The organism is Legionella maceachernii (assembly GCF_900167045.1).
GTDB lineage: Bacteria > Pseudomonadota > Gammaproteobacteria > Legionellales > Legionellaceae > Tatlockia > Tatlockia maceachernii.
Genome location: NZ_FUXJ01000002.1, coordinates 237,080 through 250,848 on the forward strand (window position 1 = coordinate 237,080; position 13,769 = coordinate 250,848).

The window sequence follows — 13,769 nt, forward strand, 5'->3', positions numbered from 1 at the left end:
GATCATTTCTAAATATTGAGTTTCTTGTAAATAACAAACGGTAGCCAGCGAATAATTCCCATGATAAAGCGCCAAAAAAAAGGATGATAAAGGAATCGCTTTTTAGCACGAACAGCACGCCAGCATGCTTTGGCGCAGTTTTGCGGTGGAGAAGCATAAAAAATTCCAGGTTCGCCAAAAGTCTGAGCCGTATCGATAAAGCCAAGCCTTGCAATCGTAATATGAACACTGGATCCAGCGCCTTGTTGTAGACCTTCTAAATAAGTTTCAACAGCGGCTTTCGAACCACCATAGAGGCTATTTTTAGCGCGTCCTCGGCAGGCTGCCACCGAGCTTAGAAAAAACAAATGGTGCTGAGTTTGCTGTTTATTAAGGTAAGTATGGATGAGTTGCACAGTGCTTTCGATGTTGACTTGGACTAACTGCGTAATGTGTTCAGAGGTTAATTCATCATTTTCTAAAATGGCGCTGTAGGCGATGAAGAGATCAATTTCTTTATTCTGATGGAGAAGCGCTTGCCTCACTTGAGTCAAATCACCTGAAAAATCGGCGACAATAACATCGCAATCGATCTGGTAACGCAGATGAATATCGGCTGCAATAATAGCAAGCTGTTTGGGATTACGGCCCACTAATACTAAAGCATGCCCCGCTTGCGCTGCTAAGTGAGCAAACTCTTCAGCAATAATGGAAGTAGCTCCTAAAATTACCCACGAGCGAGTATTCATCGGGTAATACCTAGTCGATGACTTAAATCAGATCGCATTGTGCTTTGATACTCAGTGAGTAATTGAGAAAATTGCGCATGATAAGGGTATTGCTGAATAAACTGTTCTTTGGTCAATAGCAGATCTTTAGCTAAATATACTTTCCCTTGTGCTTTAGTAACCCAGGCATTCATTGCAGAAACCGCCGCTTGTGCTTGGGGATTATTAATAAAATCAATGGCCAAAGTAAAACCGGGTTGAGCAAAAGACAGGAGACCTATACCCCGCTTGGTAAAATATTTTAATACTGCCAGAGTTGGAGTCGCTCGATGGTCGTGAATGATTTTTAGCAATGCGTTTAGAGCATCCAGTGTGATGTCTTCATTAATAACGGCTTGAAATTGTAAAAGTCCTTTTTTGCCATATAAGCGATTCCAATGCGCAATGGAATCAAGAGGATTATTAAATTGAGCAAGGCCTAGAATTCGGGGAGTGATTGGATGAAATTTAAAGTAAAGCCGATTAAACTGTTTCATTACCCATGGATTTATCAGCCGAATAGGTAACTTAGGAATGCTAAAATCATGCTGAGAGGACGATAAATGGGGTGCCTCACAATGATTGGCGAGAGAGAGCAAGGCTCTAGGTTCATTAAGCAAATCCAGCCAAGCGACTTGGTAATTAAATTGACAACCTTCACTTCTCATCTGTTGCAATAACGTTGCAAATTCAGCATGCTTTTCATAACGAACTGCGACAAAATGCGAGGCTTTACGCATAGTAATTGCTGCTTGTTTAATAATGCCAGTTAAACCCAGTCCTGCAATAGTGGCGTGAAATAATTCGGCATGCGTTTTTCGATCACAGTGAAAAGCATGATTTCCTAATTGTAAATCAATCCATTCGACATGCTCGCCAAAACTTCCTGCGTAGTGATTATTTTTACCGTGCACATCATTCGCAATACCCCCGGCTACCGTTGCGCGTAAAGTGCCTGGAATCACAGGTGGAATATAATGAGGGTGCACCTGAAGCAGATCAGCGAAAGTCACACTGCTTTGGCACACCAACAGTCCTGAATTTTCATCAAATGACAAAAGATGGTTTAAACGAGAAGTGTCAATAATCACGCCATGGTCATTAAGACAGCAATCACCATAACTTGAACCATTGCCGCGGGCAAGTAGCCTTTTATTCGATGAATAAGTGAAAAGCGAGGCGACATCCTGCTCATCGTCTGGGCGAAAACAATCAGACGTGGTTTGTTTAGCATGACTAAAATTGGAAAATTGCTTATTTTTACTGAGCATGTCACATTATTGAAAGCGAATTAATCTAAGTTTGGCACGAGCGACGTCAGATGACAACCACAGGGAGCTATTTCAATTGGTCACACATTTTGCTGAAGCCTCCAAGCGCTCATGTGAAGCATGGTTTTAAGTAAAATGCTATAAAAAGGATGAGATGATGGCTGACAGAGAAGTTTTATCGCAGGAAGAAATTGACGCTCTGCTAAATACCGTGGAAGCTGAAGAAAAATCCACCGATGAGGGTATGACGAGAGACCCGCAAAAAACGCAAGCTAAAGCAAAGAATGATCTTACTAAAATCAACCCTAACAGGGTTATGCCTTTAAAAGAAGAGTTAATGGATGTGGAGATGGTTGTCAGTTCAATCATGGCTCAAACCAACAGTACCCTTGGAAAACTGATGAATTGGCAAGTAGGTGATTTTATTTCATTGGAAATGAATGAAGTTATAACACTGGATATCGCAGGGACTCCGGGTTTTACTGCAACCATAGGAAGTACTAACGATAAGAGAGCTGTAAAGATTATAAAGAAAATAAGTTACTAGGGACTGGGAGTAGCGTTAATGACAAATCAGACTGAGGTTACAATTACAGCAACTGCAACACAACAACATGCTGTGCCTCAAGATGCAGATGTAGAAAAATGGAATTAATTTTGGATATTCCGGTAGCTGTTACCGTAGAAATTGGGCGCACTAAGATGACTATACGCAACCTTTTACAGCTTAATCAGGGTGATATTGTAGCTTTCGAACAGTTAGCGGGTGAACCTTTGGATGTATTGGTTAATGGTACGTTAGTAGCTCATGGCGAAGTGGTGGTTGTTAATGACCAATTTGGTGTGCGTTTAACGGATATTGTGTGTAAAGGAGAACGCATCAAACGCCTACGAGGAACTGGCAATCATTAACTTGAACCCTGAATTGGAACAGTTATTGCAAAGTATTATTCAAAGCAATAGGGGGCAAGGAGTGAGTTTAAACCAGGAATGGCTGATAAAATACAGCATTCACTGACACAATGGGTTGCTCAGCAAGGAAAACAAGAATTAGCCGTATAAGTTGTGTAACCGAATATACGAACTGTTTTGGCATGCTTTGTGCGTAATATTTCAGTAACTGACATGTTTTATCGTATCAGGAAAGTCCTGATAACAAACGAATAAGGATTATTGGTACCGTTGGATAGATGGAGTTTCTATGAAATTAAAACGTTTTGTTGCCCCTGATACACGCAGCGCCAAGCAACAAATTAAAGCGACTTTTGGTCCCGAGGCGGTAATCTTATCAAGTAGTCGTGTCAAGAGTGGCGTAGAAATAGTCGCTGCAGTTAATGAAACGGTACTGACGACCAATGCCGCTATTGCTAGCGCGGAGCCGGTTAAGCAAGCAATAGAGAAAGAAACTTCTACTTCTCCTTTAAATGACATGCGTCAAGAAATACTTACGCTACGAGGCCTGTTAGAAGCCCAATTGCGCGGGTATGCAGGTCCTGGTAAGCCTTTGCATACAGGACTCATGCAAAAATTACTTAGTCTAGGAGTAAGCCATACTACCGCTTCGTCGTTAATAACCCAAATAAATCCCACTAACGGGTGCCCAATTGGCAAGGATAACAAAGCACCGTATGCCGTTGCAGGGAGGTTCTATGTCAAAGGATAAGAAAGAAGAGATGCTCGATCAAGCGGCCGAATTACGTCATTTATCCCGCTCAAAACCAGTCAAAGTAATTGCTGTCACAGCAGGTAAGGGAGGGGTGGGTAAAAGCAACGTGTCTATTAATTTAGCTTTAGCTTTAGCGCAACGCGAGAAGAATGTTTTACTGCTTGATGCTGATTTAGGGTTAGCTAACATTGATGTCATGTTAGGATTACATGCGAAATACAATCTTTCGCATGTTGTTCAAGGTCTTTGTCATTTAAGTGACATTATCCTTCAAGGCCCCGACGGAGTAAGAATAATTCCCGCAGCTTCAGGAACAGAATCCATGACCCAATTAAGCGCGGTGGAACATGCGGGTATTATCGACGCTTTCAATGAATTAACTGAAGATGTCGACTACATGATCATCGATACTGCTGCGGGTATTTCGGATACAGTACTCAGTTTTGCACGATCTTCACAAGAATTGATTGTCATCGTTTGTGATGAGCCCACCTCACTCACGGACGCGTATGCTTTGATTAAAGTAATGTCGAAACGCTATGAATGGAGCCATTTTCATATTCTTGGCAATATGGTGCGGAGTGCACGAGAAGGAAAAGAGCTTTTTAATAAAATATATCGCGTTGCAGAACAGTTTTTAGACGTTCGCCTAGACTATTTAGGTGCAATTCCTTTTGATGAAAAAGTCCATGAAGCAGTAAAGAAACAAAAGCCTGTGCTTATTTCTTACCCGGAGTCAAATGCGGCAAAGGCATTTATACAAGTCGCTGACACGGTAGAGGATTGGCCATACAAGCCTTTATTAGGGGGTAATACCAGTTTTTTTATTGAGCGCTTGGTGGCAGGAGAATATTGAAGAAAAAAATGTTTGCCTTGGATTTGCTAAATTTAAACAAGCTGCATTGATTTTCTGTAATTCTTACTCAACGAGCTGAGTAACACTAAAAATGCAACTGGCGAAGGAAGTCTATCCAAGGCAAGCGAAACTAAGGAGAGAGTCGTGGATGCTTTGGCTGCCTGCGGCAAAGTGAATCAACAAACTCAGGAGATGCTGGTTAAAACCCATGCACTATTGGTTAAACGTATAGCCCATCATCTACTGGGACGGTTACCGCACTCAATACAGTTCGATGATCTAGTGCAAGCGGGAATGCTAGGGTTGCTTGAGGCGGTGAGGCATTATGATTCCACAAAAGGCGCCTCTTTTGAAACGTATGCAGGTATTCGTATACGGGGTCACATGTTGGATGAGGTACGACGTAATGATTGGGTTCCCCGTTCTGTCTACCGTAATGCACGCCTGATTGCTGAAGCGGTAAAAACAGTGGAAAACCGACTAGGGCGTGATGCCAAAGATCAAGAAGTGGCGACTGAATTGGGTTTAAGTTTGGACGAATACTATGAAATGCTTAAGGACACGGCTGGCAGTCAGCTGTATGGATTTGATGATCTTGGTGTTACCGATGATATATTAAAAATAGATGGGGAAGAATTCAGTGAGCCTCAGCGGAATGTCTTAAGAGATGATATGGTTAATCATCTTTCACAAGTCATTGAAAGTTTACCTAAAAATGAGCGTTTGGTGTTGTCTTTGTATTATGAACAAGATCTTAATTTAAAAGAAATTGGCGAAGTTTTGGGGGTTAGTGAATCTCGAGTGTCGCAAATTCACAGTCAGGCAATGCTTCGTATAAAATCTCGATTGCCTGAGTGATGGATATATTATGGATGGTTTGACCCCAATCGCCTTAGTGTTGATTCAATGGATTTGGCGTGGTAGACAAAGGGGTAGGTGAATCTTTTCTAAGTGATTCATCTGCCGCCGCCGCTGTATCTTTCAATCCCTTCAACCTATCTTTAGCCGTTTGAGTAGCCTGAACAGGGCTGGGTTTAGGATTAAGAAGATTGTTAATCATTGCGAGGCCTGCGGCGGTTTGTTGTGGATAGGCACTTGTTTTGTTCTCTTGTATTTTTTCCTTAATTTGTTCGAGGGTGCCCGAATAAAGGGTACCATCACCGCAGGAGAACTGATAGCGACCAGTCAGCTTCCCATTGGCATCCACTTCTGCGCATAAAAATTTACGCTTTTGTTCGGCTTGTTCAGTGAAAAATTTCGTCATTTCTTCTTCACTGTGAAAGACCAGAGTCCCCTTGGCATCTATTTCTCTGTCAGGGAATTGTTTTTTGTAGTCATTGACAAGATCATCTGCATCTTTTTTCCATTCTTTTTTCTTATCTTCCGCAAGAGGCTCTAAAAGACGGTAGGTAATATGTTCAAGGGCTTGTTCTGCCTCAGGATTTTTCTTTTTGGCTTCCTCTTCTTCTGCCGCTTTAGCGTCAAGCGCTCGTTTTTTCTCTTCTTCTGCTAAACGTTGGGCTTCCTCTTCGATTTGCGCTTTCTTTTTAGCGTCCTCTTCTTCAGCCGCTTTTCGCTTCAGTTCTTCTTGGTCACGTCTTTCTCTGCTCATCTGAATCTCCAGTAGCGATACAATTCTATTCTATAGTATAGCAAGATGCTTCCTAATGAAGATTCCATTATATATTGAGGTCTAGGAGGAAAAAGTTCATTTTCCAAAAATGATCGAATAATTTTCACTTTTTTGCATAAAAAATGAACAAATAGGCCATCGCTATTTAAAAAGAGCCATTCTATTGGCCAGTATTTCGCTTTCACGGTACAATAATAGCTTTGATTAAAAATTTTAGGATATTCATGTTAGAAGTAAATCAAATCACGCTTGATTTGGCGGATTTAAATGAGCGAATTAACGCGCTTCGGGGGTATCTTTGACTTCGATAGTAAACGCGAACGTTTAGAAGAGGTAGTACGAGAGTTAGAGTCACCCGAAATATGGAATAATCCTGAGCAAGCACAAGCTTTAGGTCGTGAGCGAGCTCAATTAGAAGCTGTGGTTAATCAACTTGAACAACTAAGCCAGAGCATTGCTGATTTAAATGAGCTTTTTGAATTGGCTCGTGCAGAAGACGATGAGAGTGCTATACATGATGTGGCTGCCGAGGTGGCTGTGATCGAACAAAAAGTGGCTGGACTTGAATTCAGACGCATGTTTTCCGGTAAAATGGACAGCTGCAACGCGTATTTGGATATTCAAGCGGGGTCAGGAGGTACTGAGGCGCAAGATTGGGCAGAGATGCTGCTGCGTATGTACTTACGTTGGGGAGAGCATCACGGTTTTACCACTGAGTTAGTCGAATGCTCTGCTGGCGAAGTCGCTGGAATTAAGAGCGCCACCATCCATTTCAGTGGTGAGTACGCGTATGGCTGGTTACGCACCGAGACGGGCGTTCATCGATTAGTAAGAAAATCCCCTTTTGATTCGGGAAACCGTCGGCACACCTCCTTCGCTGCAGTTTTTGTTTCTCCCGAAGTTGATGATGACATTGATATTGAAATCAATCCGGCCGATTTACGCATCGATACTTATCGTGCTTCTGGGGCAGGGGGACAGCATGTTAACCGTACTGATTCTGCGGTTCGTATTACGCACGTGCCCAGTGGTGTCGTTGTCCAGTGTCAAACGGATCGAAGCCAGCATAAAAATAAAGATCAAGCAATGAAGCAACTGCGTGCGAAATTGTACGAAATTGAAATGCAAAAAAAGAACGCAGCGCAGCAAGCGCTTGAAGCGTCTAAATCCGATATTGGTTGGGGTTCTCAGATTCGTTCCTATGTGCTGGATCAATCACGAGTGAAAGACCTACGCACCAGTGTTGAGACTTCCAATACACAAGCGGTGTTGGATGGGGATTTAGATCAATTCATTGTAGCAAGTTTGAAAGCAGGAGTTGGTGTAGCATGATAGAAGAACAGCATTTAGACGAAAGTGAAGTTTACCAAATTCGTAAGCAAAAATTAGCAGATCTGCGCTCTAAAGGGTTTAATTTTCCCAATAAATTTCGTCGTCAATATTTAGCCGCTAATCTGCAAAATCAATATGCCAAAACAGACAAAGAAGCTTTAGCTGCGCAGAGCGTTAAAGTGGCTGTCGCAGGACGTATTGTTTTACGCCGTATTATGGGAAAAGCGAGCTTTTTTCATATTCAAGATGTCTCTGGACGGATCCAAGTGTATGCACGTCAAAATGATTTTCCAGAACTCTACGAGGAATTTAAGCATTGGGATTTAGGCGATATCGTCGGTGTAAAAGGAGAGTTATTTTTAACGAATACTGGGGAATTGACCGTCAATGCGGAGGGCATGGAGTTATTAACTAAATCGTTGCGCCCCTTGCCGGACAAATTCCATGGGTTGGCTGACCAGGAAACGCGCTACCGTCAACGTTACGTTGATTTAATCGCCAATGAAGAAAGCCGGCAAACGTTTCTTTTACGTTCGAAATTAATTAAAGCCTTCCGTCAATTCATGGACAATCATCAGTTTTTAGAAGTTGAAACACCCATGATGCATCCGATTCCTGGTGGTGCGGTCGCTCGGCCTTTTGTCACTTACCACAACAGTCTCGATATGGAGATGTTTTTACGCATTGCGCCGGAGTTGTATTTGAAGCGCTTAGTGGTGGGTGGTTTTGAACGCGTTTACGAAATTAATCGTAACTTTCGCAATGAAGGACTTTCCACGCGCCATAATCCAGAATTCACGATGGTGGAATTTTACCAAGCTTATGCGGATTATGATGACTTAATGGATTTTACAGAGCAATTACTTCATTATCTTTGTGATATGGTATTAGGTAAGCGTCAAATCGAATTTCAAGGTTATGTCATTGATTTTGGTCAACCTTTCGCACGAATGACGGTTAAAGAAGCGATTCTTCACTACAACCCCCAACTTAACGCTGAGCAAATTGAAACCGTGGAAAATTGTAGAGCACTGCTCGATCAATTCGGATTTGATTACAAGGACAGTGATGGTTTGGGGAAATTACAAATTATCTTGTTTGACGAAACTGTCGAACATCAGTTACTCCAGCCTACTTTCATCACGGCTTATCCCACTGAGGTTTCTCCTTTAGCTCGCCGCAATGATGCTAATCCGGAAGTCACTGATCGTTTTGAGTTTTTTATTGCTGGACGAGAAATTGCTAATGGATTTTCCGAGCTCAATGACGCGCAAGATCAAGCAGAGCGTTTCTTAAAACAAGTCGCGGAAAAAGACGCTGGTGATATGGAGGCAATGCATTTTGATAGTGACTTCATCCAAGCTCTGGAATACGGCATGCCGCCAACGGCAGGTGAGGGAATAGGTATTGATCGATTGGTGATGTTATTCACTAACTCACCTTCGATTCGTGACGTCATCTTATTTCCACATATGCGTCCGCAGGATTGTAACACATAAGGATTTGGTAATAAGCTACTCGACGACCCAAAACGAGTGCGAAATCTCACGATAATAAGAGGTGATTCCTCCGATCCCGCGGTCAAGCCGCGGGACGTTATCATGACGGGAGCACCTTAAGGGTGAATCCAAAGTTTTAGAGTGAAGAGACAATCTTTCTCTTCCTAGAATAGTGAAGAAATCAGTCAATAGCTGATTTTTCCAACGACATGCACTTATTTTGCTCTATTTCCATATCCGACTGTCCAAAATTTTTGGAGCCAGTTCAACTCCCATGTTTTTTGCTGTTCCATAATTGATACCACTCGGGAAACTGCTCAGCTGGCATTGGCCTACCAATCGCATACCCTTGACCCAAATCACAGCCAAGCTTCGTCAGGTAATCGATATGTTCTTGTGTCTCTACACCTTCAGCAAGGACGTCAAGATTAACTGCTTTTGCAATATCAAGTATTGCTATCAATATCTTTGTGTCTTTTTCATTGTTTATAATATTTTTTATAAAGTGAGTATCAATTTTCATAACTTTAAAGGGCAAATTGACTAGAAAATTAAGTGATGAATGTTCTGTACCAAAATCATCTAACAAAAACTCTATGCCAATCAGGTTGCATTTTTTGATGATATCTGAAATCAATTGATAATTAGATATCACGCTAGATTCCAAGATTTCTAATTCAAGTCTCTCGTATACGCTTTGAGGGTAAGGTTTGATAAGATTTGTTAATGTTTCGAAAAAATGTTCTTGCTCAAGTTGAGCCGCGTTGATATTAATACTAATTGTTATTTTGTCATCAATTTTATTCCATAATTGTAATTGATCTAGCGCTAACTTTAGTGTGAACTCTGTAAGTTCAAACAAAAATGCGTCATTTTTGATCATTGGTAAAAATTCATTAGGATTTAACAGACCCTTTATTGGGTGCACCCAACGAATCAAACCTTCCAATCCTAATAGTTTACCGGTTTTCATATTGACTTTAGGTTGATAGTAAAGTTTTAACTCGTTTCGAGGGATCGCCAATTTCATTTCCCTAATCAAACTTTCCTGGTTTCTGATTTCCAGATCAAGGTTTATATCAAATAGAGAATATTGGTTTTTTCCGGATATTTTAGATTTATACATCGCTTGATCAGCTTGAGATAAAAAAACCCCCGGAGAGATAGTCTGTTGCTGTGGATAAAAACTTATTCCTGCGCTGATAGTGATAGCAAATTGATGTAAACCTACACATACTGGCTGTTTAAGGTTTTCGAATATCTTATTTATCCAACTTTTATAATCATGTGGGTGTGCTAATCCTTCCAGCAATATCACAAACTCATCGCCGCTCAGCCTTGCCAGGGTATCAGTTTCACGTATTGAATTTTTAAGCAATTGTGCCATCTGTATTAAGAGACCATCCCCTGTTTTGTGATCATATAAATCATTGACTAACTTAAAACTATCGATATCAATAAAAATAAGTGCTATATAATGTTTTAACCGTCTTGTGTTTTTCATTGCGATTTCTAGTCGATCCATCAATAAATTTCTATTGGGTAAGTCTGTCAAGCTGTCGTAATAAGCGAGATGAATCATTTGTTGCTTTTGTATTTCCTGTTGTGTCATATCATAAAAAACACCAATATAATTCACCAAATCACCATCAGTATTTTTTATTTCCGAGATCGCAAGCAATTGTGGGTAGGTTTCATTATTTTTTTTCTTACTCCACAATTCTCCATACCAATAGCCGTCTTTTTTAATTTGCTTCCACATTTTTTTATAAAAATCAGCCGGTTGAACTCCTGATTTTAAAATGTTGATTTTTTTGCCAATCACTTCTTCTTTTTTGTATTGGGTAATGTTGGTAAATTCTGAATTGACGTCAATGATGTTTAAATCTGAGTCTGTAACAACAATGCCTTCTTTTGCGAAAGTGAAAACATTGGCTAAAATGTTTAATTTATTTTCTGTTTCTTTTCTATCGGTAATATCATGCAGTGTAACAATAAATGCTTTAGCATTTTTCCATGCGCCTCCTCGAATATATATTTCGGCATAGCGTATTTTTTTATTAATACTTAAAATTTCTATTTCAGTCGGTTTTTCTAATTCAATTGGATAGCTAAAATCACTATTAATAATCTCATCGAGTGTTTTACCAAATAAATCACATGCAGCTTGGTTGGCATAAAGAATTTTACCAAGCAAATCTAAAACAAGAATTGGTTCAGCTAAAGCGTCGACAAAGTGTTCCCAATACTCACCTAGCTGCAGGCTGTCAGATTTCACTGATATTTAACCCTACAAGTACTTTTTCGCGATCAGATAAGTCACCAATGATTCTCCGAAGTGGTTCGGGTAGTTCCTTTATTAACACAGGTGTGGCGATAATTTTCTCAGACTCGGCTAATTGAGGATGTTCCAGTAAGTTAATGATTTCGACTTCATACATGCCTTTGAGTTCTGGTAACGCGCAAATCTCATTGATATTTTTAATTGCATTTTTAGCTAAGGATGTATAGCCAATAATAAAAAGTTTTAATTTATATTTAGCCATGCTTATCTTCTCGATGTGATATTCACTAAAGTGATCGATTTTATCAACTCAAGTTCCATTTCAATATTTTGCTTTTTTTCTAACAGATCAAATATCATTTTGCTGTGTTCAATATTGCCTTTTTTATCTGTCTGCATCAAATCGATCTGTTGATTAATGGATTTTAATTGAGCGGTTAATAATTCTTTCTTTTTCTTATCTACAACCTGTTTTTCTTTTTTTCTTGATCCAAAAATTATGCCGCCTTCTCCGACATAAGGATCTTCAATCACTATACCGTTATTCGTTATGCGAAATTCTTTTATTTGATTTGAAGTAGCATTACCTCGTGATTTTACCAGGCGTAAGGAGCGATTAAACTCACCGTTTGATTCAATCAAAGCTAATCTTATCCAGGTATCTGCCAAGCTTGAAACATGGACAGTATCTTTATAACCCGCATCCTTATGTAAAAGTTGATTGAAAATAAAGGTAATATTTTTTGATTTGGCATAGGATATCAAACGAATTAATAAAGATTTCACTTCAAAACTATTACCCATATCTAAAAGGGATGTTATTGGATCTATAATCAATACATCGGGCTTTGTCTCATCAATGATAGTGGTAATAGTGATAAGGTGTTCCTCTAATCCCATCTGAATCGAACGAAGTGAATGGATATTCAGCAGGTGACTTGCAATAGGCTCTTCAAAGTTGATGCCTGCTGATTTAACGTGGCTGATAATATTAGGGGATGATTCTTCAAAAGAAATATACAATACCTTTTTTTGCACCTTTGCTGCAGCTGTAGCCAATGTGGCTGCCAGAAGTGATTTTGCCGTACCGGATGACCCACTGATCATGATTGCTGAAGATTCAGAATAACCATGTCCGCCGAGCATTTCGTCCAGTTTTGAAATGCCGGTGGAAATATGCGATATTTTTTTTTGTTTGTTTAAGCTTGTATCGGTAATTGGTAAAATTGAAACACCTTTTCGGGTAAGCAAGAAGGGATATTGGTTTGTCCCATGACTAGAGCTTCTCAATTTGATGACTCTTAAAAAACGCGTCATCAAATTATTGCGAATAGCCTGTTCAAGTAAAATAACGCAATCAGCGGCGTAGTCTTCAAAATAATTATTTTGTTCTGTTATCAATCCACTACCAGCTGTAACCAATAAAGTCACGTGATGTTCTCTACACCATGTAAATATAGTTAATAAATCAATCTTATAATTGGGTGTTTCTAACCCTAGCAATAGATTTTGGAGCGAGTCGATGATAAGAACGGGGTTTTCGCCTGATAAGCTCGATTGAATCCTTAGAAGAATGGCATCAACTTCAAAACTACCTGTGACTGTATCAAATAGGTGTGGGCGAAAATCAAGGACGGTCAGTTTTTTGTTTTTATTGGCTTCACTTCCTGATAAGCCATATTGATCCATGTTTTTAAGAATGAGTTCTGGAGGTTCATCACAAGTGACGTAAGTGGTATGCCGATTATCTAAAACGTTGCTGTGTGCAAACAAGAGGCAAAACACAGTTTTTCCACATCCTGGGCCACCTTTTAACAGTGTTGTTCTCTCGTTTGGATATCCACCATCAAGGATTTTATCAAGGCCTGCGATGCCTGTGGGAATCTTATGCATTATTAAATCCATTTGTGTTAATCCCATTAGTTACCATAGCACAAATGATGATTAACAGGAAACAACATTACTCGACGACGAGTCTGAGCAGTTGGAATGTATTCCTGCGACACGCAAGTCATTGCCCATCATCTAGTGGAGGAATCGGAGCTACCTTATTGTCATTGCGGGGAAGTAGGAAGCTATGTGTTCCAGAGTGATCCCCGCTTTCACGGAAGTGCAAAGCCTTCATTTAGGCTTTTTTACTCATCGCGCTTTTTATCACACCAACAATAGCCGTTAAGACAGCTCCGCCTACAGCGCTCGAACCTACATTACTTATAAGTGCACCAGCGGTCATGTTTCCTAAGCCTAATGTATTTAAAAGACCAACGGCCATTGTGATGTATGAACCTGCTGCACCTCCAATTGCTCCAGCAATGGAGTTACCTATCGCACCAAGGCTTTTATCTTTCCAAGCGGCACCCAGAATATTACCGCCAACTCCTCCACTGATTAAACTGATCACCAAACTGACTAGATCCATTCCTAACTCCTTTTAGTTTTAACGAATTACAAGCTAGCACAGCCAATTTATAGCGTCAACATA

General features: G+C 40.3%; 12 protein-coding genes and 2 pseudogenes. 7 read left to right on the top strand and 7 right to left on the bottom strand.

Annotated features, from left to right (window positions below; all coding sequences use genetic code 11):
• Window positions 1-8 precede the first annotated feature (8 nt).
• Both B5D33_RS01030 and B5D33_RS01035 read right to left on the bottom strand, forming a co-directional pair.
• Entirely contained in the window at window positions 9-728 is a 720-nt protein-coding gene (locus B5D33_RS01030) for an SDR family NAD(P)-dependent oxidoreductase (RefSeq protein WP_058452457.1), read from the bottom strand.
• Window positions 725-2,017, bottom strand: coding sequence for an FAD-binding oxidoreductase (locus B5D33_RS01035; protein ID WP_058452458.1), 1,293 nt, complete (start codon window positions 2,015-2,017; stop codon window positions 725-727). The genes B5D33_RS01030 and B5D33_RS01035 overlap by 4 nt, the downstream gene beginning before the upstream one ends.
• A 313-nt stretch (window positions 2,018-2,330) precedes the next feature.
• On the opposite strand from B5D33_RS01035, the pseudogene B5D33_RS16980 reads away from it, so the two are divergent.
• The 5 genes and pseudogenes from B5D33_RS16980 to B5D33_RS01060 form a co-directional block, all read left to right on the top strand.
• A pseudogene (locus tag B5D33_RS16980) lies at window positions 2,331-2,564 on the top strand (FliM/FliN family flagellar motor switch protein); the annotation flags it as partial.
• Window positions 2,565-2,582: 18 nt separating this feature from the next.
• Window positions 2,583-2,929, top strand: a pseudogene (fliN, locus tag B5D33_RS01045) (flagellar motor switch protein FliN).
• 289 nt (window positions 2,930-3,218) lie between these two features.
• A complete protein-coding gene (locus tag B5D33_RS01050; RefSeq protein WP_058452460.1) occupies window positions 3,219-3,680 on the top strand; it encodes a hypothetical protein in 462 nt (153 codons plus the stop codon).
• Window positions 3,667-4,539: a MinD/ParA family protein gene (locus B5D33_RS01055; protein WP_058452461.1), complete on the top strand. Its 873-nt coding sequence runs from the start codon at window positions 3,667-3,669 to the stop codon at window positions 4,537-4,539. Before B5D33_RS01050 ends, B5D33_RS01055 begins: the two co-directional genes overlap by 14 nt.
• Before the next feature lie 144 nt (window positions 4,540-4,683).
• Window positions 4,684-5,397, top strand: coding sequence for an RNA polymerase sigma factor FliA (locus B5D33_RS01060; protein WP_058452462.1), 714 nt, complete (start codon window positions 4,684-4,686; stop codon window positions 5,395-5,397).
• A gap of 34 nt (window positions 5,398-5,431) precedes the next feature.
• Here the strand turns inward: B5D33_RS01060 and B5D33_RS16495 are convergent, their stop codons facing one another.
• Window positions 5,432-6,151 carry a hypothetical protein gene (locus tag B5D33_RS16495; protein WP_058452463.1) on the bottom strand — a complete coding sequence of 240 codons (720 nt, stop codon included), beginning with the start codon at window positions 6,149-6,151 and terminating at the stop codon, window positions 5,432-5,434.
• Window positions 6,152-6,396: 245 nt separating this feature from the next.
• Between B5D33_RS16495 and prfB the strand changes: the two genes are divergently transcribed.
• Window positions 6,397-7,504, top strand: a protein-coding gene (prfB, locus tag B5D33_RS01070) for a peptide chain release factor 2 (RefSeq protein ID WP_115304923.1) whose coding sequence is annotated in 2 segments (ribosomal slippage) — window positions 6,397-6,471 and window positions 6,473-7,504 — 1,107 coding nt in all. Because the reading frame shifts where the segments join, the coding sequence is not laid out codon by codon here.
• On the top strand, window positions 7,501-9,003 hold the full coding sequence (lysS, locus tag B5D33_RS01075) for a lysine--tRNA ligase (RefSeq protein ID WP_058452465.1): 1,503 nt from the start codon (window positions 7,501-7,503) through the stop codon (window positions 9,001-9,003). The genes prfB and lysS overlap by 4 nt, the downstream gene beginning before the upstream one ends.
• Window positions 9,004-9,268: 265 nt before the next feature.
• On the opposite strand, the gene B5D33_RS01080 is transcribed toward lysS, so the two are convergent.
• From B5D33_RS01080 to B5D33_RS01095, 4 genes are all read right to left on the bottom strand, one after another.
• Entirely contained in the window at window positions 9,269-11,281 is a 2,013-nt protein-coding gene (locus B5D33_RS01080) for a sensor domain-containing protein (protein WP_058452466.1), read from the bottom strand.
• Complete coding sequence (locus B5D33_RS01085; protein ID WP_058452467.1) at window positions 11,271-11,549, bottom strand: circadian clock KaiB family protein; 279 nt, start codon at window positions 11,547-11,549, stop codon at window positions 11,271-11,273. Before B5D33_RS01085 ends, B5D33_RS01080 begins: the two co-directional genes overlap by 11 nt.
• A gap of 2 nt (window positions 11,550-11,551) precedes the next feature.
• The gene (gene kaiC, locus B5D33_RS01090; RefSeq protein WP_058452468.1) at window positions 11,552-13,180 is read right to left on the bottom strand and encodes a circadian clock protein KaiC; all 1,629 of its coding nucleotides are present in this window, start codon (window positions 13,178-13,180) and stop codon (window positions 11,552-11,554) included.
• Window positions 13,181-13,412: 232 nt separating this feature from the next.
• The gene (locus B5D33_RS01095) at window positions 13,413-13,706 is read right to left on the bottom strand and encodes a hypothetical protein (RefSeq protein ID WP_058452469.1); all 294 of its coding nucleotides are present in this window, start codon (window positions 13,704-13,706) and stop codon (window positions 13,413-13,415) included.
• Window positions 13,707-13,769: the final 63 nt, after the last annotated feature.

What these genes read in the sequence shown, in the direction of transcription:
- B5D33_RS01030 (WP_058452457.1), bottom strand. Translation starts at nt 728, where the DNA reads ATGAATACTCGCTCGTGGGTAATTTTAGGAGCTACTTCCATTATTGCT.
- B5D33_RS01035 (WP_058452458.1), bottom strand. Translation starts at nt 2,017, where the DNA reads ATGCTCAGTAAAAATAAGCAATTTTCCAATTTTAGTCATGCTAAACAA.
- B5D33_RS01050 (WP_058452460.1), top strand. Translation starts at nt 3,219, where the DNA reads ATGAAATTAAAACGTTTTGTTGCCCCTGATACACGCAGCGCCAAGCAA.
- B5D33_RS01055 (WP_058452461.1), top strand. Translation starts at nt 3,667, where the DNA reads ATGTCAAAGGATAAGAAAGAAGAGATGCTCGATCAAGCGGCCGAATTA.
- B5D33_RS16495 (WP_058452463.1), bottom strand. Translation starts at nt 6,151, where the DNA reads ATGAGCAGAGAAAGACGTGACCAAGAAGAACTGAAGCGAAAAGCGGCT.
- lysS (WP_058452465.1), top strand. Translation starts at nt 7,501, where the DNA reads ATGATAGAAGAACAGCATTTAGACGAAAGTGAAGTTTACCAAATTCGT.
- B5D33_RS01085 (WP_058452467.1), bottom strand. Translation starts at nt 11,549, where the DNA reads ATGGCTAAATATAAATTAAAACTTTTTATTATTGGCTATACATCCTTA.
- kaiC (WP_058452468.1), bottom strand. Translation starts at nt 13,180, where the DNA reads ATGCATAAGATTCCCACAGGCATCGCAGGCCTTGATAAAATCCTTGAT.
- B5D33_RS01095 (WP_058452469.1), bottom strand. Translation starts at nt 13,706, where the DNA reads ATGGATCTAGTCAGTTTGGTGATCAGTTTAATCAGTGGAGGAGTTGGC.